Annotated in this window: 17 protein-coding genes; 8 read left to right on the forward strand and 9 right to left on the reverse strand. The window is 70.9% G+C overall.

Annotation, left to right across the window (positions count from 1 at the left end; genetic code table 11):
- Positions 1-2 precede the first annotated feature (2 nt).
- Together ABD785_RS29080 and ABD785_RS29085 are read right to left on the reverse strand one after the other, a co-directional pair.
- Positions 3-1,586 carry an Hsp70 family protein gene (locus ABD785_RS29080; RefSeq protein ID WP_344834643.1) on the reverse strand — a complete coding sequence of 528 codons (1,584 nt, stop codon included), beginning with the start codon at positions 1,584-1,586 and terminating at the stop codon, positions 3-5.
- Positions 1,587-1,590: 4 nt separating this feature from the next.
- Entirely contained in the window at positions 1,591-2,067 is a 477-nt protein-coding gene (locus tag ABD785_RS29085; protein WP_344834646.1) for a nucleotide exchange factor GrpE, read from the reverse strand.
- Between the two features lie 182 nt (positions 2,068-2,249).
- Between ABD785_RS29085 and ABD785_RS29090 the strand changes: the two genes are divergently transcribed.
- From ABD785_RS29090 to ABD785_RS29110, 5 genes are all read left to right on the forward strand, one after another.
- Positions 2,250-2,876, forward strand: coding sequence for an ACT domain-containing protein (locus ABD785_RS29090; RefSeq protein WP_344834649.1), 627 nt, complete (start codon positions 2,250-2,252; stop codon positions 2,874-2,876).
- Positions 2,877-3,002: 126 nt separating this feature from the next.
- Positions 3,003-3,830, forward strand: a complete 828-nt coding sequence (locus ABD785_RS29095) for a methyltransferase domain-containing protein (protein WP_344834652.1) — start codon at positions 3,003-3,005, stop codon at positions 3,828-3,830.
- An 82-nt stretch (positions 3,831-3,912) separates the two neighbouring features.
- Entirely contained in the window at positions 3,913-4,857 is a 945-nt protein-coding gene (locus tag ABD785_RS29100) for an ABC transporter ATP-binding protein (RefSeq protein ID WP_344834655.1), read from the forward strand.
- Positions 4,854-6,029, forward strand: a complete 1,176-nt coding sequence (locus ABD785_RS29105; protein WP_344834658.1) for an ABC transporter permease — start codon at positions 4,854-4,856, stop codon at positions 6,027-6,029. Before ABD785_RS29100 ends, ABD785_RS29105 begins: the two co-directional genes overlap by 4 nt.
- Complete coding sequence (locus ABD785_RS29110) at positions 6,026-6,754, forward strand: SDR family oxidoreductase (RefSeq protein WP_344834659.1); 729 nt, start codon at positions 6,026-6,028, stop codon at positions 6,752-6,754. Before ABD785_RS29105 ends, ABD785_RS29110 begins: the two co-directional genes overlap by 4 nt.
- Positions 6,755-6,803: 49 nt before the next feature.
- Here ABD785_RS29110 and ABD785_RS29115 read toward each other — a convergent pair whose 3' ends face one another.
- Positions 6,804-7,577 (reverse strand): acyl-CoA thioesterase domain-containing protein, encoded by a 774-nt coding sequence (locus ABD785_RS29115; RefSeq protein ID WP_344834660.1) that lies wholly within the window; start codon positions 7,575-7,577, stop codon positions 6,804-6,806.
- A 7-nt stretch (positions 7,578-7,584) separates the two neighbouring features.
- Complete coding sequence (locus ABD785_RS29120) at positions 7,585-8,346, reverse strand: hypothetical protein (protein ID WP_344834661.1); 762 nt, start codon at positions 8,344-8,346, stop codon at positions 7,585-7,587.
- A gap of 275 nt (positions 8,347-8,621) precedes the next feature.
- Here ABD785_RS29120 and ABD785_RS29125 point away from each other — a divergent pair, with 275 nt between their 5' ends.
- The gene (locus ABD785_RS29125) at positions 8,622-9,737 is read left to right on the forward strand and encodes an acyl-CoA dehydrogenase family protein (protein WP_344834663.1); all 1,116 of its coding nucleotides are present in this window, start codon (positions 8,622-8,624) and stop codon (positions 9,735-9,737) included.
- A 4-nt stretch (positions 9,738-9,741) separates the two neighbouring features.
- Here the strand turns inward: ABD785_RS29125 and ABD785_RS29130 are convergent, their stop codons facing one another.
- From ABD785_RS29130 to sbnA, 5 genes are read right to left on the reverse strand one after another with little or no spacing between them, the layout of a single operon-like run.
- Complete coding sequence (locus tag ABD785_RS29130) at positions 9,742-10,482, reverse strand: MBL fold metallo-hydrolase (RefSeq protein WP_344834667.1); 741 nt, start codon at positions 10,480-10,482, stop codon at positions 9,742-9,744.
- A gap of 9 nt (positions 10,483-10,491) precedes the next feature.
- Complete coding sequence (locus ABD785_RS29135; RefSeq protein WP_344834669.1) at positions 10,492-11,397, reverse strand: metallophosphoesterase family protein; 906 nt, start codon at positions 11,395-11,397, stop codon at positions 10,492-10,494.
- Positions 11,394-11,870: a hypothetical protein gene (locus ABD785_RS29140; RefSeq protein WP_344834671.1), complete on the reverse strand. Its 477-nt coding sequence runs from the start codon at positions 11,868-11,870 to the stop codon at positions 11,394-11,396. Before ABD785_RS29140 ends, ABD785_RS29135 begins: the two co-directional genes overlap by 4 nt.
- Positions 11,870-12,895: a 2,3-diaminopropionate biosynthesis protein SbnB gene (gene sbnB, locus ABD785_RS29145; RefSeq protein ID WP_344834673.1), complete on the reverse strand. Its 1,026-nt coding sequence runs from the start codon at positions 12,893-12,895 to the stop codon at positions 11,870-11,872. Before sbnB ends, ABD785_RS29140 begins: the two co-directional genes overlap by 1 nt.
- Before the next feature lie 50 nt (positions 12,896-12,945).
- Complete coding sequence (gene sbnA / locus ABD785_RS29150; RefSeq protein WP_344834674.1) at positions 12,946-13,899, reverse strand: 2,3-diaminopropionate biosynthesis protein SbnA; 954 nt, start codon at positions 13,897-13,899, stop codon at positions 12,946-12,948.
- A gap of 345 nt (positions 13,900-14,244) precedes the next feature.
- On the opposite strand from sbnA, the gene ABD785_RS29155 reads away from it, so the two are divergent.
- Together ABD785_RS29155 and ABD785_RS29160 are read left to right on the forward strand one after the other, a co-directional pair.
- Positions 14,245-15,708, forward strand: coding sequence for an amino acid adenylation domain-containing protein (locus tag ABD785_RS29155; protein ID WP_344834676.1), 1,464 nt, complete (start codon positions 14,245-14,247; stop codon positions 15,706-15,708).
- Positions 15,709-16,174: 466 nt separating this feature from the next.
- Positions 16,175-21,227: amino acid adenylation domain-containing protein (locus ABD785_RS29160; RefSeq protein ID WP_344834678.1), on the forward strand; the 5,053-nt coding region annotated here is incomplete at its 3' end.

The following is a 21,227-nucleotide window of genomic DNA, read 5'->3' on the forward strand; positions in this document are numbered from 1 at the left end:
GCCTAGCTCACCTGCACGCGCGACAGGTTGCGGCGCGAGGTCTCGACGTCGTCCTCGGACATCCCGCCGACGTCCACCTGGAGGTCGAGCCGCTCGCCCGTCTCCTTCTCCACGGCCGTGACGTGCAGCAGCCCGGACGAGTCGAGCGTGAAGGTGACGGAGATCGGCCAGCCGGCGCGCTTGCCCGAGGGGACCCGCACCGACCCCGTCGCGATCTCGTTGTTGTCGGACGGCTCCGCCGACGGCACCGCCCCCGCCTGCTCCATGACCCGCACGTCGGCGCTGGTCTGCTCGTCGTGGACGGTGAAGAAGTCCTCCGACCGTGACGCCGGAAGCTCGTCGTTGGCCAGCACCAGGTGCACGACCTCCTCGGCCTGGCTGTCCCGGTTGAGCACCACGATCCCGAAGGCCCGCGACGCCACCGTCTTGATCTTCCGGGCGGCGATCTGCTTCTGCTGCTCGGCCGAGAGCCCCGCCCGGTTGGCCATCTCCTCGGCCTGGTCCTGGGCGCCCTCCATGAGCAGCCGCCGGAACGTCTCCTCGAAGGCGTACAGGGCGGCGCCCTTGGCGACGGCCAGGTCGGGGTCCTGGAGTCTGGGGGTGAGGCCGAGCTCGGTCTGGAGCCGGGCCGCCACCGCGGGCATCTTGGTGGAGCCGCCGACGAGCACCAGGTCGTCGTAGTCCTCGACGCCCTTCTCGCGGGCGATCGCCAGGGTCCGCCCGGTGATCTCTATCGTCCGGTCGAGGAGGTCCTTGGTGATCTCCTCCAGGGTGTCGCGGGTGATCTCGACGCTGGCCACGCGGCCGCCGTGCATGACCCGGACCACGTGCTGCGTGCGCGAGGTGAGGGCCTTCTTGGCCTCCTCGGCGTCGCGGCGGAGCTGCTGCTCGGTCTGCTTGTCGTCGAGCGGGTCGCCGGCGTCGGGGTGCTCGGTCGTGAACCGCTCGGCCAGATGCTCCACCAGCCGCGAGTCCCAGTCGGCGCCGCCCAGCTCGTGGTCGCCGTCGGTGCAGATGACCTCGATGTGGCCGCCGCGCAGCGCGATGACGGTCGTGTCGAAGGTGCCGCCGCCCAGGTCGTAGACCAGGATCGTGCGGTCGCGCTCGGGGTTGAGCACCCCGTAGGTGACGGCCGCGGCGATCGGCTCGGAGATGATGTCGATGACGTTCAGCCCGGCGATCCGGCCCGCCTTGCGGGTGGCGTCGCGCTCGGCCGCGCCGAAGTACGCCGGAACGGTGATGACCACGTCCCTGGCGACCTCGCCCGTCACCGTCTGGGCATCGGTGGCGAGCTTCAGCAGGATGAACGCCGACAGCTCCTCGGGGTTGTACTCGAACCCGTGGATCGCGCGGGGGACGTCCCTGCCCATGTCCCGCTTGATCAGGCTGACGACGTTGTCGGGGTACAGCACCGCGGTGTCCTTGGCCTGCGCGCCGACGATCACGTTGTCCCCGGACTCGAAGTACACCACCGAGGGCGTCGTGTCGGTCCCCTCGAGGTTCCGCAGGACGGTGGGCCGCCCGACGTCGTCGATGCTGGCGATGCACGAGTAGGTGGTGCCGAGGTCGATCCCGTATACAGCCATGCCCTCAGTCTTCCTGATACTTACCGACACGGACTTGTGCTCTGCGCACGATCTGCTCGCCTCTGGCGAACCCGTCCGCGCAGACCTCGACGACGGTTCCGTCGAGGCCCTTGTCGGTGACGGGCACGGGGCCGAGCGGGCGGTGCCGATCGCGGTCGTAGGGGTCCCCGACCGCGACCTCGTACTTCTCCATCCCGGTCCGCTCGATGGCCTCGACGAGCTCGGCGCCGATCAGGTCCAGCACCTGCGGGACGCCCTCGGCGTCCGGCGGGTTCCGCTGGGCCTGACGGACCCGGTCGAGAAGCCGGTAGAGCGCGTTCCTGACGGGATCGTGCATCTGCTGGAGCTCACCGCGCCGCAGGAGCTGGTTCTCCTCGTGCAGACGGTCGATGATCTCTTCGCGGTGCTTGGCGCGCTCCTGTTCCCTTTCCAGGGTGGCGGACAACCCGGAAAGGGCGGCGTAGACCTCTGAGAGGGACACCTCAGGCCGGCCTTCTTCGGGGGGACCAGGTTCACTTGACACGTGCAGCAACCCTAACGGCCGGTCAACCGCCACGATAGGTCTTGCCGTTCTTTCACCACCGGGTAACAGACCCGAAACGTGCAACCTGCACGATAGAGGGACGAACAACAGGACGAAAATCGTCAACAGGAGGTGGCCTCATGCTGTTGCGCATTCGCGTCCGGCTGCCGGACCGTCCGGGGTCACTGGGCAGGGTCGCCCGCACGCTCGGTGCCGCCGGCGCCGATGTCATCCAGCTCGCGGTGCTGGAGAACGAATCGGGACGGGCCCTGGACGACTTCACCGTCTCCTGGCCGTCGGGGGTGTCGGCCGACCGGCTGATCGCCGGGCTCGACGCCGTACCGGGCGTCACGGTCGAGGGCCTGTGGCCGACGGTCGAGCCGCAGGGCGCCCACCCGGACGCCGCCCTCATCGGCCAGCTCGCGACGGCCCCCGGCGAGGGCCTGGCCGTCCTCGTCGACGCGCTTCCCGCGATCCTGTCCGCTGAGTGGGCAGGCCTGCTCCACCTGACGCCCGGCAAGCTCGTCCACACCAGCCCGGCGGGGGAGGGGGTCGAGCCGCCCGCCGTGGGCCCGGTCCGGCTGCGGGCCTTCGAGGCCCCGGACGGCACCCAGTGCGCGCTGGCCCCGCTGAAGGGCGTCGATCTGGCGATCCTGGTGGCGCGGTCCAACGCGCCCGAGTTCCACGCCTCGGAGATGACCCGGCTCGAGCAGCTGGTCTTCGCGGCCTCGGCGGTCCTCGGAGATCGTCTCACCCTCCTGGTCTGACGGGACCCGTCCGTACCGGCCACGACGCCGCTCCGCATCGCGCGGGGCGGCGTTTCCCTTGCCCGTGCTGTCCATAATATGAGACGCCATTCCCAAATTATGAGATGCTGGGTTAAGGTTGTGATCATGACGAACGCTGAGAAGTACACCCATGGGCACCACGACTCGGTCCTGCGCTCGCACCGCTGGCGGACCGTGGAGAACTCGGCGGCCTACGCCGCCCGCTTCTTCGTGCCGGGACGCCAGGTGCTGGACGTCGGCTGCGGGCCCGGCACGATCAGCGCCGACATCGCCGCGCGGGTGGCGGGGGCGGACGAGAACGGGCGGCCGGGTCGGGTCGTGGCGATCGACCTGGCCGAGGGCGTCCTGGAGGAGGCCCGCGCGCACGCAGCGGAGCAGGGGGTGGACAACATCACCTTCGAGGCCCGTGACGTCTACGACCTGCCCTATCCCGACGGCGCGTTCTGCGTGGTCCACGCCCACCAGACGCTGCAGCACGTCGCCGACCCCGTCCGGGCGCTGAAGGAGATGCGCCGGGTCTGCGCGCCGGGCGGCGTCGTGGTCGCCAGGGACGCCGACTACGCCGGGTTCACCTGGTACCCGCTGCTGCCCGAGCTGGACGAGTGGATGGACCTGTACCAGACCTGCGCCCGCGCCAACGGGGGCGAGCCCGACGCCGGCCGCCGCCTGCTGTCCTGGGCCAGGGCCGCGGGCTTCACCGACGTCACCCCCACCGCGTCGGTCTGGTGCCACGCCACCGAGGACGAGCGCCGCTACTGGGGCGAGATGTGGCGCGACCGGGTCGTGGAGTCGCAGATGGCCGAGCAGGCCGTCCGGGACGGCCACGCCACCGAGGACGATCTGCGCAGGCTGTCGGCGGCCTGGCAGCGCTGGAGCGACGACGGCGACGCCTGGTTCGCCATCCTGCACGGCGAGATCGTCTGCCGGGCGTGATCTTCCCCGGGCCGGTCGCGTGTAGTCCTTAGATGGGTGGGAACCACCCGAAGTTCACCAGAGTCTCAGGGGTGTGATCGAGATGAGACTGCAAGTCCGAGGGGTGTCCCGCAGTTACGGGGAGGTGCGCGCGCTCGACGGCCTCGACCTCGATGTCGGCGCGGGTGAGATCCACGGTTTCGTGGGCGGCAACGGGGCGGGCAAGACGACCGCGATGCGGATCGTCCTCGGGGTGCTGTCGGCCGACGCCGGTGAGGTCCGCTGGGGCGGCGTCCCCATCACCACCGAGGTCCAGCGCACCATCGGCTACATGCCGGAGGAGCGGGGCCTGTATCCCAAGATGAAGGTGGCCGAGCAGCTCGTCTACCTGGCGCGGATGCGGGGGCTGCCCCGCGACCGCGCGGTCGCCTCGGTCGGCAAGTGGCTGGAGCGGCTCGGTGTCGAGGCCCGTGCCGGCGACGAGGTGCAGAAGCTCAGCCTGGGCAACCAGCAGCGGGTGCAGCTCGCGGCGGCCCTCGTGCACGATCCGGCGATCCTGGTGCTCGACGAGCCGTTCTCCGGCCTCGACCCCGTCGCCGTCGACGTGATGAGCGAGGTCCTGCGCGACAAGGCCGCCGAGGGCGTCCCGGTGCTGTTCTCCAGCCACCAGCTCGACCTCGTCGAGCGGCTGTGCGACCGGGTGGCGATCATCAAGGACGGCACCGTCGTGGCGGCGGGCCCGGTCGACGACCTGCGCAGCGGCGGCGACGCCCGGCTCGTGGTCAGGGTGGACGGGGCCCCGGACGACTGGGCCTCGGGCGTCCCCGGCGTCCTCCACCAGGACGGCGAGGCCCTGACGCTCGCCCCGGAGGCCGACGACCAGGAGGTGCTGCGCGCCGCGCTCGCGGCCGGCCCGGTCCGCGAGTTCGCGTGGCGAAGGCCGAGCCTCACCGAGCTCTACCGGCACGTCGTCAGCGTGGAGGACGCGGAGAACGCGGAGAACGCGGAGAAGGCGGAAAACGCTGAGAACGCTGAGGAGGCGGCATGAGCGGCGGCATGCGGACGGTCCGGCTGATCGCGGGGCGGGAACTGTCCACTCGGGTGAAGTCCAAGGGCTACGTGATCATGACGCTGGCGCTCGTCGTGCTGATCGGCGGCATCTCGGTGCTGTTCAAGCTCGTCGGCGGCGACGACCCGTCGAAGATCGGCGTGCTCGACGGAGCGCTCTCCCAGCCGATCGCCGCCACGGCGCAGAGCCTCGGCGAGAAGATCGAGACCGTGACCGTCGGGTCTCAGGCCGAGGGGGAGAAGAAGGTCCGCGACGAGGACCTCGACGCGCTCGTCCTGTCCGGCCCGGTCCGGGTCGTCGTGAAGAAGGACCTCGGCGACGGGCTCAGGAACACGCTCACCGTGATGGTCCGGCAGGACGCGCTCAACGCCGAGCTGGCCAGGGCCGGAGCCGATCCGGCGGCCGTCGGGCGGGCGGTGGCCTCCACCTCGGTGGGCGTCACCTCGCTGGAGGGCGCCGACGACCTGAAGGACCAGCGCGTCGTGCTGGCGATGGTCGCGGCGTTCCTGCTCTACGGCGTGCTGTTCAGCGCGGGGATGATGGTCGCGCAGGGCGTCGTGGAGGAGAAGTCCAGCCGGATCGTCGAGATCCTGCTCAGCGCGGTGCGGCCCTGGCAGCTGATGGTCGGCAAGGTGGCGGGGATCGGCGCGGTCGGTTTCATCCAGATGCTCGCCGCGACCACGGCGGGGGTCGTGGCCGCCCTGGCGACCGGCGTGCTGGACATCCCCGGGGGCGAACTCGTCGGGACGGGCCTGTGGGGCCTGGTCTGGTTCGTCGTCGGGTTCGCGATGTTCGCGCTGCTGTTCGCCGCCACCGGCGCACTGGTCTCACGCCAGGAGGACCTCGGCGGCGTCATCATGCCGGTCTACATGCTGCTGCTGATCCCCTACATGCTCTCCTTCAGCCTCATCCCGGCCGACCCGGACGGGACCGCCGCGAAGATCCTCTCGCTGGTCCCGTTCTTCGCACCGGTGCTCATGCCGGTGCGCTCGGCCATGGGCGCCCCCGTCTGGTGGCAGTTCGCGGGTCTCGGCCTCACCCTGGTGACCATCGCCGCCCTGGTCTGGCTGGCGGGCCGCATGTACGAGAACTCCGTCCTGCGCATGGGCTCCCGCATCAAGCTCACCGACGCCCTGAGGAGCGCGAAGTGAGCGCTCCCGGAGGCCGGGCGGCCGTGGTGACGGGCGGTTCGCGGGGCATCGGCCGCGCGATCGTCGAGCGGCTCGCCCGCGACGGAGCGGACGTCGTGTTCAGCTACGCCGGGAACAAGGGCGCGGCCGCCGAGGTGGCCGAGGCCACCGGGGCCTTCGCCGTCCAGGCCGATCTCACCGACCCCGGGGCCGCCGAACGCCTGCTGGAGACCGCGCTGGAGCGGCAGGGCGCCCTCGACGTCCTGGTGGCCAGCGCCGCGGTCGGCTTCGAGCCCGCCGCGATCGCCGACACCTCGCTGGAGGAGTTCGACCGGGTCATGGCGGGCAACGCCAGGTCGGCCTTCGCCGCGCTCCGCTTCGCCGCCCGCACCATGCGCGACGGCGGGCGGATCGTGCTCCTGTCGACGGTCAACACCGTCAGGCCCGGCCCCGGCATCGCCCCCTACGCCGCCAGCAAGGGCGCGATCGAGCAGCTCGCCGCGATCGCCGCGCTGGAACTCGGCGAGCGCGGCATCACCGTCAACTGCGTCTCGCCGGGCGCGACCGACACCGATCTGCTGCGCTCCACGAACCCGCCCGAGGCACTGGAACAGATCTCGCGGATCACCGCGCTCCGGCGCCTCGGCACCCCCTCCGACATCGCGGACGTCGTGGCGCTGCTGGTGAGCCCGGACGGCCGCTGGATCACCGGCCAGAACATCCGCGCGACCGGCGGCCTGGTCTAGGCCGTGTCTTACGGATCTTCGGTCCTGGACAAGATCCGTAAGACACGGCCTAGCCGGGCTTGCGGTTGGCCAGGGCCGTGGTGGTGGCGAAGGCGACCGGGCCGGTGCGGTCGTGGAGGGTGCAGGAGCCCGCGGCGATGCCGTCGGCCGAGATGTGGCCGCCGGCCTCGATGCCGATGTACTCGCCCTCGGGCAGGCGGCCCAGGGTGATCGTGTAGTCGGCGTTGATGTAGTTCAGGCCGGTCGTGCTCCAGTGCGCGGTCGGGCTGGCCAGGTCGGCGGCGAGCGCCAGGCGCACCAGCGGGCTGAGCGGCTCGTCGCCGATCAGGGGGTGGGTCTCGCGCAGCCAGGCGCGGCGCCGGTGCGGAAGATCCCAGTCGTCGCCGGCGCCGATCCGCCACAGGTCGAAGGTGGGGACGCTGCCGCCGCTGCGCCGGGTGGGCGGGCCGCAGTCCTCGGGCTGTGGGACGTTCCAACGCTCCGCCGGCCAGACCTCGCCGGGCGGGTGGCCGCCGTGCTTGAGCAGGACCAGGCTGGCGCGGGCGATCAGCCCGTCGGGCCCGGTGACGGCGGCGTCGACGACCCGGATGCGGCGGCCGTCCCTGATCCGGTCGGTGGTGACCTTGAGCGGGGCGAGCCTGGCGTTGCGGAAGAGATCGACGGTCAGCCGGGACGGCCGCAGCCCCTCCAGTGAGTGGCCGCGTTCGATGGCCTCGGCCATGAGCCCGCCGAGCAGCCGTCCGTGCAGCATGTCGGGGGCCCAGGGGCCGTGCGCCATCTCGGTGGGGACCAGGGCGTCGCCGTCCCGGAGGAAGAACGTCATCCGCACATCATGCCGACGGACGGGTGCAGAGCGACTCGGGGGTCCCCGGATGGAGGAAACCGTCCTTGGTCTCGCAGGTCGCGCCGTGGACGACCCCCTTCCACTGGCCGGTCCACACCTCGACCTTCGCGCCCTTGCCGCCGCCCTTGGTCACGAACATCTCGCCCTGGCGTTCCTCGATGACCTCGCCGGTGCTCAGCGGGTAGACGAACTCGAAGTCGATCTTCAGCAGGATGCCCTGGTAGGGCTTGCCGTCGCTGCCGGTGACGGTGTCGGCCTTCGGCTCCGCGCGTCCCCTGACCCGGATGGGCTCGGACTTCTGCGAGGTGCCGGGGACGAACGCGGTGACCTCGTCGCGGGTGGTGGTCGCCGCCGCGTCCGACGACAGGCCCTTGCGGAACTGGTCGCGCTGGTGCGCCGACAGCAGCCGCGCGTAGGGCTCGGTCTCGCCCTCGTACAGCACGCCGGGGTCGAGATGGGCGACCGTCAGGAGCTTCTTGGCCAGCTCGTAGCCCTGGGCCACCTCCTCGGCCGTCAGCCCCGTGACGGCCTCGGAATCCGGCATCTTGATGCCTTCGGGGCCCTCCGCGTAGGGGCCGAGCGCGGCGAGCGCGGTCGGGGTGGTGAGGGGGAGCAGCCGGTGGGCGGGCGGCGGTTCCTTCGCATCGTCCGCCGGGACCAGGCTGACCAGCCCGAGCCCCTGGGCGATGAGCACGAAGGCGGCGGCCACGGCGACGGCCACTCCGATGACGCGGGGGAGAGTCCTCATATGTTCCGAACCTAGATCGCGACGGGACGGGACAGAGATGGTTGTACCCCGACAGAGGCGTCCGAAAAGGACTCGGGGAAAGGACAAGGCCCCCGGTTGGCGACCGCGCCGCCGCGCCCCCGGGGGCCATTGGTGAACGACCGTAGGGGGTCGAGGCGTGCGGACGGTTTCCTCTTGGTGAACTGCGCGTTACACCGCTGGATCCCGTTGCGAGCACTACTGTTAGGGTGTTGCCCAAGCGCTTGTTAGGGAGCGTTCGCTAGGGAGGCTGGAACGTGGAGCTCGCCGTCACCGAGGAACAGGCGGAGCTGCGCGCCGCCCTGCGCCGCTTCTTCACCGACAAGGCGCCCAGCGCCACGGTCAGGAAGCTGATGGAGACGGAGGCGGGCTACGACACCGCGGTGTGGGCGCAGATGGGCGAGCAGCTCGGGCTCCAGGGACTCGCGATCCCCGAGGAGCACGGGGGAGCGGGCTTCGGCTTCGCCGAGCTGGCCGTCGTGTTCGAGGAGATGGGCAGGACCCTGTTCCCCTCGCCGTTCCTCGCCTCGGCCGTGCTCGCGCCGCAGGCCCTGCTGGCCTCCACCGACGCGTCCGCCTGCGCTGACCTGCTGCCGGGGATCGCGGACGGGTCGACCGTCGCGACCGTCGCGTTCTGCGAGCGGGACGGCCGCTGGGACGGCTCCGACATCCAGGCGGCCGCGCGTCCCTCGGGGGAGGACTGGATCCTCGACGGGGTGAAGCACTACGTCCTGGACGGCCATGTCGCCGATCTCGTCCTCGTCTTCGCGCGCACCGAACTCGGCCTCTCGCTGTTCGCCGTCGACGGCACGGCGCCCGGCGTCGCCCGCACCCCGCTCCCGACCCTCGACCAGACCCGCAGGCTGGCCCGCGTCACCCTCGAAGGGGCCCCCGGCCGCCTCGTCGGCTCCGAGGGGACCGGCCTGGCGGTCCTGCGCCGGGTGGTCGACCTTGCCTCCGTCGTCCTGGCCGCCGAGGCGCTGGGCGGGGCCCAGCGCTGCCTCGACCTCTCGGTGGAGTACGCGAAGGTGCGCCGGCAGTTCGGCAGGCCCATCGGCTCGTTCCAGGCGATCAAGCACAAGTGCGCGGACCTGCTGACCCTCGTCGAGTCCTCCCGCTCCGCCGCCATGTACGCCGCGCGCGTCGCCGACCAGGAGCCCGAGGCCCTCGCGAGCGCCGCCTCCCTGGCCAAGTCCTACTGCGCCGACGCCTTCTTCACCGCGGCGGGCGAGGCCATCCAGATCCACGGCGGCATCGGCTTCACCTGGGAGCACGACGCGCACCTGTTCTTCAAGCGCGCCAAGTCCTCCCAGCTCCTGTTCGGCACCCCCGCCCTGCACCGGGACCGTCTGGCGGCGTCCCTGGGAATCTAGGGTTTCAGCGGCCGAGTGCGGTGTCGACGGCCTCGGCCACCGGGCCGCGGTGGACCGGGCCGTGGCCGGGCAGCAGGATGTCCGCGGGCAGGGGGCGGAGCAGGCCGAGGGCGGTGCCTGCCGCCTCGCGGTCGTGGTCGAAGAACGGGGTGATCCGCTGGGGCCCGTCGATCCGTGACGTCCAGTGGCCCGTGACGAGGGCGTCGCCGGTGATCAGCACGCCCGTGTCCGGCAGGTGGTAGCAGGTGTGGCCCGAGGTGTGTCCCGGCGTGACGACGGGGACCGGGCGGCCGGGCAGGTCGAGCGGGCCGGTCCCGGTGATCGCCTCGGCGGCGGGCACGGACACCTTCTTCAGCGCGCCCGCCCGGATGATGTGCAGCGCCCACGGCAGCACCCCGGGCCGCCACAGGTTCGCCGCGACGTCCCGGGGCGTCGCCTGCTCCAGGAACTCGCGGCGGGCGTGCCGCGCCTCGCGCTCGGAGGTGAGCACCCGGGCCCCGGGGGCGGACGCCAGCAGGGCGGGCAGCCCGCCGATGTGGTCGACGTGCGCGTGGGTGACCAGGACGGCCAGGAGCTGCTCCGGCCGCCGCCCGATCCGGTCCAGCGACGCGGCGACCAGCGGGGCGTCGGCCGGATAGCCCGCGTCCACGAGGGTCACGGAGTCCCCCTCGGTCAGCAGCGTCCAGTTGACGCCCTTGGTCTCGGCGAAGTGGACGCCGTCGGCGACCTGGGTGATCCGCAGCATCTCCGCAACCTAGCCCATGGTCCGGGTGACGGCGGAGGTCCGCAGGTCGAGGGAGGTCACGCGGTTGCCGCCGGGGCCCGACCAGCCGCGGGTGCCGTGGGCGCGGTAGCGGATCTCCCAGCGCGTCTCGCGGAGCGTCACGAAGGCGCTGTAGGACTGGACCTGGGCCGACCGGTCGCGGACCAGGGTGCTCTCGCCCTGCCGGACGACGTCCGGGCTGAGCATCGAGGAGATGTCGCACAGCACGGGCAGGGACCGGCCGCCGAGCCGGACGAACTGCGCCGCGGACGGGTCGTCGAGGGCCTTGTGCATGTGGCCGCAGAGGTAGCCGGTGATCGCGGGGTGGTCGCCGGCGAAGGCGTCCAGCTTCGCGGCGGGCTGGAGCGCGTTGCGGGCCGAGACGCCCAGCTCGCGCGGCGGGAAGTGGTTGACCAGCACGACCGGGCCGGGGGCGGCGCCGACGACGCCGTCCAGCCAGGTCCAGGTGGCGTCGGGGATCGTCCAGATCCCCTGGTCGCCGGTGAAGTCGTCGGCGGCGAAGGCGACGAACCGGTAGCCCTTGACGTCGAGGAAGGTGTTGGCCGGGCGGCCGTAGACCTTCTCCCAGGTCTCGCGGGTGTGCACCGGCCGGTCCCTGACGTCGTGGTTGCCCATCGCCCACAGGTCCGGCGCGCCGCGTGCCGCCGCCGGCAGCCAGCCGAGGGCGTAGCGGTCCTCCGCGGCCCTGCCCCGGTCGGTGATGTCGCCGGTGTGGATGAGGGCGTCGGGGACCGGCACCAGGTTGTCGCGCAGATCGGCGGCCATGTGGTCGCCCTCGGCGTACGACCAGGGCCGGTACCCGAAATGGGTGTCGCTGACATGGTGGACCAGCACCCCGTCGGACGGCGGCAGCGGCCACGGGCGCCGGGCGGTCACAGCGGCCGGTACCGCACGGTGTAGAGCGCGGGCAGGCGCAGCGCCGCGGGACGGCCCACCGGCGTCCAGTTGACGGTCAGCAGCTGGCCCTTGGCCAGGTCGGCGTCGGACCAGGCCGCGGCGTCCCAGGTCCACGGCACGCGGGCGGTGATCGGCCCGTTGGCGTCGGCCCCGGTCGGCCGGGTCGTCCTCGCGGCGATGTCGGGGAACCCTTCGGGGCCCGTGCCCTTCTCCAGGACGCCCTTCCAGTACACGGTGTCGGAGGCGGCCAGGGAGAAGTACTCGAAGCTGACCGCCACGGACAGCACGCGCAGCGGGAACGGGGCGGCCATCAGCGTGAACCGGGTCCCCTCCGCCACGGAGGGGCCGCCGTCCCAGGTCTGGATCCCGACCGAGAAGAGCAGGTCCTCCAGGGTCGGGATCTGCTCGCGGAGCACGGCGATCTGCGCCGCGAGCTCCTCGACGGTGGCCATCAGCCGTAGCGCTTCATCTCGTGGAAGAAGCCCGGGACGGTCTGCAGGTCCCCCGCGTCGGTGACCTCGTCGTAGACGTACTTGGCGACGGCCAGGTCGAGGACGCCCAGCCCGAACGGCGAGAAGATCACCGGACGGTCGGAGGGGGGAGTGGTCCGGCCCTCCAGCACGTCGTACAGGGTGCCGTCGACGAAGTCGCGGTTCCCGGTCTTCTGCTCGGCCAGGTGCGGGCTCGTGCCGGCCTTCAGGCAGTGGTCGACGTCGTCGACGACGTTGTAGGCCGACAGGATGATCTCGGGGGACAGGTCGCGCAGCGAGATGTGCAGGACCAGCGGGTTGTGGGCGAGCAGCCCGGGGTCGAGGATGTGCGGCTCGCCCGCGACGGTCGCCAGGACGATCAGGTCGGAGGAGGTGAACAGTTCCTCCGCGCTCTCGGCGATGGTGACCGGCCCGGTCTCGGTCCGCTCCAGGTAGCCCTTGAAGCCCTCGGCGTGCTCGGCCGACAGGTCGAAGATGCTCGAGGACTCGAACACCAGCCCGTTGCCGACCAGGTAGGTGTGCAGGTAGCGGGCGATGAGGCCGACGCCGACGAACCCGACCCTGCGGGGGGCGACGCCGCGCTTCTCCGCCAGCGTGACGGCCGCCAGCGCCGCCGAGGCCGCCGTCCGCGCCGCGCTGATGATCGAGCTCTCCAGGCAGGCGAACGGGTAGCCCGTCTCGGTGTCGTTGAGGATCAGCACGGCGCTGGCGCGCGGGATGCCCGCGGCGACGTTCTCGGGGAACGAGGAGATCCACTTGATGCCGTGCACGTTGACCTCGCCCTTCACCGACGCGGGCAGCGCGATGATCCGGGACGAGGGACGGTCGGGGAAGCGCAGGAAGTAGGAGTCGGGGTTGACCGTCCGCGCCTCACCGTGCAGCCGGTAGGCCGCCTCGACCATCGCGGTGACCTGCTTCTCGCGTCCGTGCAGGGCACCGGCGACCTGCTCTCCCGAGACGACGGCGAACGAGGGGGGCTGGGTCATGGGTGAGGCTCCAGGGTGGATGGGACGAGTGAGGATCCGGTCGTGGGGATCTAGCGGTCGAGATGGCTGAAGTGCTCGTTCAGCCACCCCTCCTCGTAGATCGAGTCGAGGTAGCGCTCGCCGAGGTCGGGTGAGATCGCGACCGCGACGGGCTCCGCCCCGGGGTACTTCTCGTTCAGCCAGCGGACGGCGCCGCTGACGACCGTGCCGGTCGAGCCGCCGAACAGGAAGCCCCGCGAGGCCAGGCTATGACATGTCCGGATCGTGTCGGGTTCGGGGACGTGGACGACGTCGTCGATGTAGGACTCGTCGACCAGTTCGGGACGGGTGCTCGTGCCCAGGCCGGGGACCATACGGCGCTCGGGGATCCCGCCGAAGGTCACGGAGCCGACCGCGTCGATCGCGACGATCGTCACCGGCTTGTCGTGTTCCTTGAAATAGCGCGCGCAGCCCATCAGGGTTCCCGTGGTGCCCGCGCCGACGAACAGGACGTCGAGGTCGGGGAAGGCGCGGGCGATGGCCGGCGCGGTGTGCCGGTAGTGCGCGCGCCAGTTGTTCGGATTGGCGTACTGGTTGAGCCACACGTACTTCTCGCTGGAGCCGACGAGGTCGCGCACGTAACGGATCCGGCTTTCGAGGAATCCGCCGTTCGCGTCCTGCTGGCTGATGACGCGGACCTCCGCGCCCAGCGACCGCATGACCCGCTGCGAGGCCGTGTTGCACCGCGGATCGGTGATGCAGAGGAACCGGTAGCCCTTGCTGGCGGCGATCGTGGCCAGGGCGATGCCCAGGTTGCCCGACGACGACTCGACCAGCACCGATCCCTCGGTGATCACCCCGCTGCGCTCCGCGGCGGCCACCATCTCTGCGGCGGCCTTGAGCTTCACCGAGCCGGCGAAGTTGAACCCCTCGCACTTCAAGTACAGCGGGGATCCGACGATCGACCGGAGGTCGACGTACAGATCCTCGACATTGAACTCTTGTGGGGAGCTGATAATAGGCACGTTGCCGACACCTTCTGCATGACAACAACCAAATTTATTGAATACCGGTCAGAGAGTCGGTCGAAAACGATTCCGCGCGCCAGAGCAGTCTGCTCTCAGGATTCATGGCCGCGCACCTTCAGCCTATGAATTCTTCAAGTATTCACCCCGTGGCTGAAAGCTGAGACCTTTGCCCGTTGGTCTCCGCCGGCGTTCCGAAACCCTCGTGTCGCGTTTCCTCTCTTTGTGGCGTGACCCTGATCACCGTGGCGGTGATTACCGTACAGTAGGGCAAGTTGGGCTGCAAGCCCCGTTATCCTCTTAAGAACCCATAAGGGCGAATGACTCCGGACTAGGAGCGGTTTCGTGACGATCTTGGATGGTCTGCTCGGCGTGGAAGAGCTGCCGAGGCTGACGATCTCTCCCGCGGAGATCGAGCGGGCGCGGGGCCTGGCCATGAGCCGGGACCACCAGGTCGACCTCACCGAGGCCGTCATCACCAGGGTCGAGCGCATCGCCGCAGCTCAGGACCGTCCCGCGGTGCGGGACGAGGCGCGGGCGCTCACCTATGCGCAACTGGCGGAGGAATCACGCCGGATCGCGACCCTCCTGGAGGGCGCCGGGGTGCGGCCGGGCGACGTCGTCGCCGTCGGCGGTGTACGGAGCGTGAGCGTCATCGCCGCGTTCCTCGCGCTGGAACTGCTCGGCGCGCTGTACGTGCCGGCCGACACGATCTGGCCCGCCAACCGCGTCGCCGACGTGCTGGAGCAGGCCGGGGTGCGGGTGCTGTTCAACACCGACCCCGGCGAGATCACCCCGGTGCTGGCCGAGGGCGCGGCCAAGGCCGGTGTCTCGATCGTCAGGTCCGCGCAGGTCGCGAGCTGTGAGCCGTGGGCGGGACCGGCCCGGCTGGACTCGCTCGACCAGCCCCGGTACGTGCTGTTCACCTCGGGTTCGACCGGCAAGCCCAAGGGCGCGGTCGTCGAGCACCAGGGCATGGTCAACCACCTCTACGCCAAGATCGTCGACCTCGGCATGACGGAGGACGACGTCGTCGCCCAGACCGCGCCGCTCGGCTTCGACATCTCCATCTGGCAGATGATCTGCCCGCTGATCAACGGCGGCCAGGTCCATGTCATCAGCGACGAGACCTCCTATGACTCGGTGGCGTTCGCCCAGGTCATCGACGCCCAGGCCATCACTATCGTCGAGCTCGTGCCCACGATGGTCCGGCTGCTCCTGGACGATCTCGCCGCCCAGGAGGGCAACCAGATCGCTGGCCTGCGCTGGATGCTCGCCACCGGCGAGGAACTCCCCGGCGAGGTCGCCCGCCGCTGGCTGACCGAGATGCCCCAGGCCGGGCTCGTCAACGCCTACGGCCCGACCGAGTGCTCCGACGACGTCACCCACCACACCGTCACGCTGAGTGATCTGGAGCTGCTGCGGCTGCCGATCGGCACCCCGGTCGTCAACACCCGGCTCTACGTGCTCCGCAAGGAGGACGACCGCTGGTTCGCCTGCGACAGGGGAGAGACCGGAGAGCTGTTCGTGGGTGGCACCGGCGTCGGCCGCGGCTACCTGTCCAACCATGACAAGACCCGTGACGCCTTCTTCGCCGACCCCTTCGAGGAGACCCTGACCAGGCGTTTGTACCGGACGGGCGACGCGGTCAAGGTGCTGCCGTCCGGTCCGCTGCAGTACCTCGGCCGGGTCGACCGGCAGGTGAAGATCTCCGGTGTCCGGATGGAACTGGGCGAGATCGAGGCCGTGCTGCAGCGTCATCCGAGCGTCGGCGCTGTGGCCGTAGTGGTTCACGAGATCGGTTTGTAACGAGAGTGATAGTTTCGGGCCCTTGCCCGAATCGTTAGGCTTCCGCTGGCCGGTTCAGGGCCCTCGACGGCTTGTCATCTGTAGCGTAACGGACACGTGATCATCGGTGTCTGACGGGCGTTTCTTGTCACAGGAGTGAGCAATCGTGCCCGTTAAGTTCCACTTATGGGGGGATTGCGAAGCATGTTGCCCCCTGGTTAACTGAGCCCCCACTACCAATCAGTAAGGTCGCCGGAGGGCTGCCGATTGGGGCGCGGCGTCGTCAAACGGGCGGCGAAATTGATGACGGCCGCGTGCGGGAAACGTAATGCGGGGAAAGGGGCATTGGTCGAAGTCTGTTCTTTTCGCGACTGAACTCCTGCATCCAGAACTTCCACTCCCCGAACCGCGAAAGCGATTCCCCCAAATGCCTTCTTCCGAGATTTTCATGGACGCGGTTTCGACGGACACGGTTTCGAATGACTCGGTGCTACCTCTCTCCGCCGCGCAGCAGAGCGTGTGGTTCGCGCAGCAGTTCAGTCCGCAGACTCCCCTCTATGTCGCCCAGTACCTCGAGATCAAAGGACCGTTCGACACCGAACTGTTCAACCGTGTCGCGGAAGCGGGCGGCTCGGAGGCCGAGGTTCTCAATTTCCGGCTCGTCGAGCTGGAAGGCGTCCCCCACCAGCGCATCGGCTACGGCGAGATCCCCCCGCACGAGACGATCGACTTCTCCGCCGAGCCCGACCCGGTCAAGGCCGCCAGGGCCTGGATCGACGACGACCTGACCAGCCCGATCGACCTGTTCCGCGACCGGCTCTACATCAGCGTCTTCCTGCGGCTCGGCCCCGAGCTGCACTGGTGGTACGTGCGCTGCCACCACATCGTCATGGACGGATTCACCGGGGCCAAGACCTACGAGCGCGCCGCCGAGATCTACAACGAGCTCGCCGCCGGCGGCCCGTACGTCCCCAAGAAGCACGGCGACTACCGGGCCCTGCTCGCCGAGCAGCACGAATACCGTCAGTCGGCCCGCTACCAGGCCGAACGTGAGTACTGGTTGGAACGGTTCGCCGACCGTCCCGAGGTCGTCGCGCTGACCGACCGCGACGCCGCCGACCCCGCGATCCACTTCCATCAGGCCGGCACCGCGCTCGGCGACGAGGAGACCGCCGCCTACGCCGCGGCCGCCCGGCGGTTCCGGGTCGGCAGTCCGGTCCTGGCGATCGCCGCGACGGCGCTGTACTGCGCGAAGATGACCGGCACCGACGATGTGATCATCGGTCTCGCGGTCTCGGGCCGCACCTCGCACCTGGCGAAGGAGACCCCCGCGCACCAGGCGTCGATCCTGCCGCTGCGCCTGGCGGTGCGCCCGGAGATGACCGTCGAGGAACTCGCGCGCTCGGTCTCCCGCACCACCGCCCGGCTGCTGCGCAACCAGCGGTACCGGCGCGAGGACCTGATCCGCGACCTGCGCCTCATCGGCCGCCGCATCCACGGCCCCGTCGTCAACGTCCTCGCCTTCGACTACGGCGACATCGCCTTCGGCGCCGCGCGCGGCACCCAGAACATCGTCACCACGAGCCCGGTCGAGGACCTGGCGATCAACATCTACGACAGCGCGGACGGCAGGGGCTCCCGGTTCGAGTTCGTCGCCCATCCCGAGCTCTACACCGAGGCCGAGACCGCGGCGCATCACGAGCGCTATGTCCGCCTCCTGCGGGCCGTCGTGGCCGCCGAGACGACCGACACTCTCGACACCCTGCTCATGCTCGCCGACGACGCTCCGGTCCTCACCGCCACGGTGACCGCGGACCTCGCGGAGCAGGCACCCGCTGACGCGCGTGCTCTGGTCGTCGACGCGATGAACCACCCCCTTCCGATCGGCGGCCGAGGCCGCCTCGCGTTCCTGCCCGGTCCTTCCAGCGCCCGCTCCGGCGAACGCTTCACAGCTCCCACGACGTCCAGCGCCACGGCCGCCGAAAGTGTCACACCGGACGGACTGCACGTCACGAACCGTCCCGCCCGCTGGACCCACGACGGCACGCTGGAGCTGCTCCCGCTGCCCAGGGCGGCGGAGCCGGGCGGCAAGCGCCTCGTCGCCTACGTGGTCCCCGCGCCCGGGTCGGAGATCAGCGCGGAGGAGCTGCGGGCGTTCGTCTCCGAGCACCTGCCGAACGCGATGATCCCGTCGGCGTTCGTCGTCCTGGACGAGCTGCCGCTGACCGCCAACGGCAAGGTCGACACCAAGCACCTGCCCGCTCCCGACTTCGGGACGGCGCCCGCGGTGGCCTACCGGGCGCCGCGCACCCCGCAGGAGGAGGTCCTGGCCGCGGTCTTCGCCGAGCTGCTGGGCACCGAGCGGATCGGGATCGACGACGACTTCTTCGAGCTGGGCGGCAACTCCCTCACCGCGATGCGCGTGATCGCCAAGGCGCGGGCGGCGCTGGGCGTCGAGCTCGCGGTGCGGACCCTGTTCGAGACGCCGACCGTCGCGGGGCTGTCCGCCCTGCTGGAAGGAGCAGCTCCGGCCCGTCCGGCGCTGGTGGCCGCCGAGCGGCCCGCCCGGCTTCCGCTGTCCTACGCCCAGCAGCGGCTGTGGTTCCTCAACCGGTTCGAGGGTCCTTCGGCGACCTACAACCTGCCGATCGCGCTGCGGCTGACGGGACCGCTGGACGCCGCCGCGCTCCAGGCGGCCCTCGCGGACGTGGTGGGACGGCACGAGTCGCTGCGGACGATCTTCCCGGACTCCGGCGGGACGCCCCGCCAGCAGATCCTCGACACCGCCGTCGCCGCCCCGCGCGTCCAGGTCACGGACGTGAGCGAGGCGTCCCTGCCGATCGCGCTGGCCCAGGCCGCCGGGTACGGTTTCGACATCGCGGTCGAGCCCCCGCTGCGCGCCCACCTGTTCCGGCTCGCGCCCGATCTGCATGTCGCCGTGCTGGTCCTGCACCATGTGGCGGGTGACGGCTGGTCGATGGCGCCCCTGGCCGGCGACATCTTCACCGCCTACGCCGCCCGGCTCGGCGGGACGGCCCCCGCCTGGGTGCCGCTGCGCGTCCAGTACGCCGACTACACGCTCTGGCAGCAGGAACTGTTCGGCGCGGAGGACGATGAGGAGAGCCTGCTCCACCGCCAGATCGCCTACTGGCGCGCGGCGCTGGCCGGGCTGCCCGAGCAGCTCGACCTGCCCGCCGACCGGCCGCGTCCCGACCAGGCGTCCTACCGGGGCGGCACGGTCCGCCGGACCCTGGACGCCGCGGTCCACGCCCGGGTCCTGGAGGCCGCCCGGGAGACCGGCGCCTCACCGTTCATGGTGGTCCAGGCCGTCTACGCCGCGCTGCTGGCCAAGCTGTCGGGTGCGACGGACATCCCGGTCGGCTCGCCGATCGCGGGCCGCACCGACGAGGCACTGGACGACCTGGTCGGCATGTTCGTGAACATGCTGGTCCTGCGCACCGACACCTCCGGAGACCCGACCTTCCGCGAGCTCGTCGCCCGCGTCAGGGACACCGACCTGGCCGCCTACGCCCATCAGGACCTGCCGTTCGAACGCCTCGTCGACGTCCTCAACCCCGAGCGCCACATGGGCCGCCACCCGCTGTTCCAGAACGCGCTGACCTTCCAGAACAACCCCGAGGCCCGCCTCGACCACGAAGGTTTCACCGCCGAGGTCGAGCAGCTCACCGCCGGCGTCTCCCGCTTCGACCAGCTCCTCATCCTCACCGAGCGGTTCTCCGCCGACGGCGCCCCCGCGGGCCTGGAATGCGAACTGGAGTACGCGCTCGACCTGTACGACCCGGCCACGGCGGCCGGGTTCCTCGACCGCTTCGACCGGGTGCTCGAGGGAATGCTCGCCGACCTGGACGCCCCGCTCAGCGCGACCGGCCTCCTCACGGAAGACGAGCGGGCGACCATCCTCGGGGAGTGGGCCTCCGCCGCCCCGGGGGCCGCCTCCGCGCTGCCCGCGACGATCGTCGCGGCCTTCGAGGAGCGGGCGGCCCTCGGCCCGCACGCCCCCGCCGTCACCTTCGAGGGGACCACCCTCACCTACGGCGAGCTCAACGCGCGGGCCAACCGCCTGGCCCGGCACCTGCTGACCGCGGGCGTCGGCCCCGAGCAGTTCGTGGCGCTGCGGCTGCCGCGCTCGGAGCGGCTCGTCGAGGCGATCCTCGCCGTGCTGAAGACCGGCGCGGCCTATGTGCCGATCGATCCGGACTACCCGGCCGACCGCATCGCCTACACCCTCGACGACGCCCGCCCCGTGCTGACCGTCGACGAGGAGTTCCTGGCCGCCGACCTGGACGCCTACGACCCCGCCGACCTCGGCGTGGCGATCGACCCGGAGCACCCGGCCTATGTGATCTACACCTCGGGGTCGACCGGACGTCCCAAGGGCGTGGTGATCCCGCACTCCAACGTCATCCGGCTGATGACCTCGACGGAGCACTGGTTCTCCTTCGGCCCGGACGACGTGTGGACGCTGTTCCATTCCTACGCCTTCGACTTCTCGGTGTGGGAGCTGTGGGGTCCTCTGCTGTACGGCGGCCGTCTCGTGGTGGTCCCCTACGGGGTCTCGCGTTCGCCTGTGGAGTTCCTGAAGCTGCTCGAGGCCGAGGGGGTGACGGTGCTGAACCAGACGCCGTCGGCGTTCTACCAGCTCATGGCCGCCGACGCCGCCGCCCCCGCCGTCCTCTCCCTCCGCTTCGTGATCTTCGGAGGCGAGGCGCTCGAGCTGAAGCGCCTCACCGCCTTCGCCGCCCGCCGCCCCGGGACCGTCCTCGTGAACATGTACGGGATCACCGAGACGACGGTTCACGTCTCCCACATAGCGCTGGACGAGGTGGCCTGCCAGACCGCGTCCGGCTCGGTGATCGGCGCGGCCCTCCCCGATCTGCGGACCTATGTGCTCGACGAGCGTCTCCAGCCGGTTCCGGCGGGTGTGACCGGCGAGCTGTACGTCGCGGGAGCGGGGCTGGCCCGCGGCTACCACGCCCGGCACGGCCTGACGGCCGAGCGGTTCGTCGCGGACCCGTTCGGCGCCCCGGGCACGCGCATGTACCGCTCCGGTGACCTCGCCCGGTGGACGCGCGACGGTGAACTGGAGTATCTGGGCCGCTCGGACTTCCAGGTGAAGATCCGGGGTTTCCGGATCGAGCTGGGGGAGATCGAGGCGGTCCTGTCGCGGAGCGCCTCCGTGCGGGACGTCGCGGTGATCGACCGGGAGGACCGTCCCGGCGACAGGCGCCTGGTCGCCTACGTCGTGCCCGCGGGGGAGGGTCTGGACGCCCAGGCCGTCCGGGCGCTGGCCGCGGCGGAGCTGCCCGCGCACATGGTGCCCTCGGCGGTCGTCCTCCTCGACGCCCTCCCGCTGACGGGTAACGGCAAGCTCGACCGCCGTGCCCTGCCCGCCCCGCAGATCACGGTCGGGGCCTCCGGCCGTGCCCCGGCGAGCGAGCGCGAGGAACTCCTCGCCGACCTGTTCACCGAGGTCCTCGCGCTGCCCGCCCGCGCCGGAGCCGACGACGGGTTCTTCGACC

It is taken from the genome of Actinocorallia longicatena, from assembly GCF_039534125.1.
In the GTDB taxonomy this organism is placed as follows: domain Bacteria; phylum Actinomycetota; class Actinomycetes; order Streptosporangiales; family Streptosporangiaceae; genus Actinocorallia; species Actinocorallia longicatena.

Excerpts from the sequence above, each read along its gene's own strand:
- ABD785_RS29080 (WP_344834643.1), bottom strand. The coding sequence starts at position 1,586 with ATGGCTGTATACGGGATCGACCTCGGCACCACCTACTCGTGCATCGCC.
- ABD785_RS29090 (WP_344834649.1), top strand. The coding sequence starts at position 2,250 with ATGCTGTTGCGCATTCGCGTCCGGCTGCCGGACCGTCCGGGGTCACTG.
- ABD785_RS29095 (WP_344834652.1), top strand. The coding sequence starts at position 3,003 with ATGACGAACGCTGAGAAGTACACCCATGGGCACCACGACTCGGTCCTG.
- ABD785_RS29100 (WP_344834655.1), top strand. The coding sequence starts at position 3,913 with ATGAGACTGCAAGTCCGAGGGGTGTCCCGCAGTTACGGGGAGGTGCGC.
- ABD785_RS29105 (WP_344834658.1), top strand. The coding sequence starts at position 4,854 with ATGAGCGGCGGCATGCGGACGGTCCGGCTGATCGCGGGGCGGGAACTG.
- ABD785_RS29115 (WP_344834660.1), bottom strand. The coding sequence starts at position 7,577 with ATGACGTTCTTCCTCCGGGACGGCGACGCCCTGGTCCCCACCGAGATG.
- ABD785_RS29120 (WP_344834661.1), bottom strand. The coding sequence starts at position 8,346 with ATGAGGACTCTCCCCCGCGTCATCGGAGTGGCCGTCGCCGTGGCCGCC.
- ABD785_RS29130 (WP_344834667.1), bottom strand. The coding sequence starts at position 10,482 with ATGCTGCGGATCACCCAGGTCGCCGACGGCGTCCACTTCGCCGAGACC.
- ABD785_RS29140 (WP_344834671.1), bottom strand. The coding sequence starts at position 11,870 with ATGGCCACCGTCGAGGAGCTCGCGGCGCAGATCGCCGTGCTCCGCGAG.
- sbnB (WP_344834673.1), bottom strand. The coding sequence starts at position 12,895 with ATGACCCAGCCCCCCTCGTTCGCCGTCGTCTCGGGAGAGCAGGTCGCC.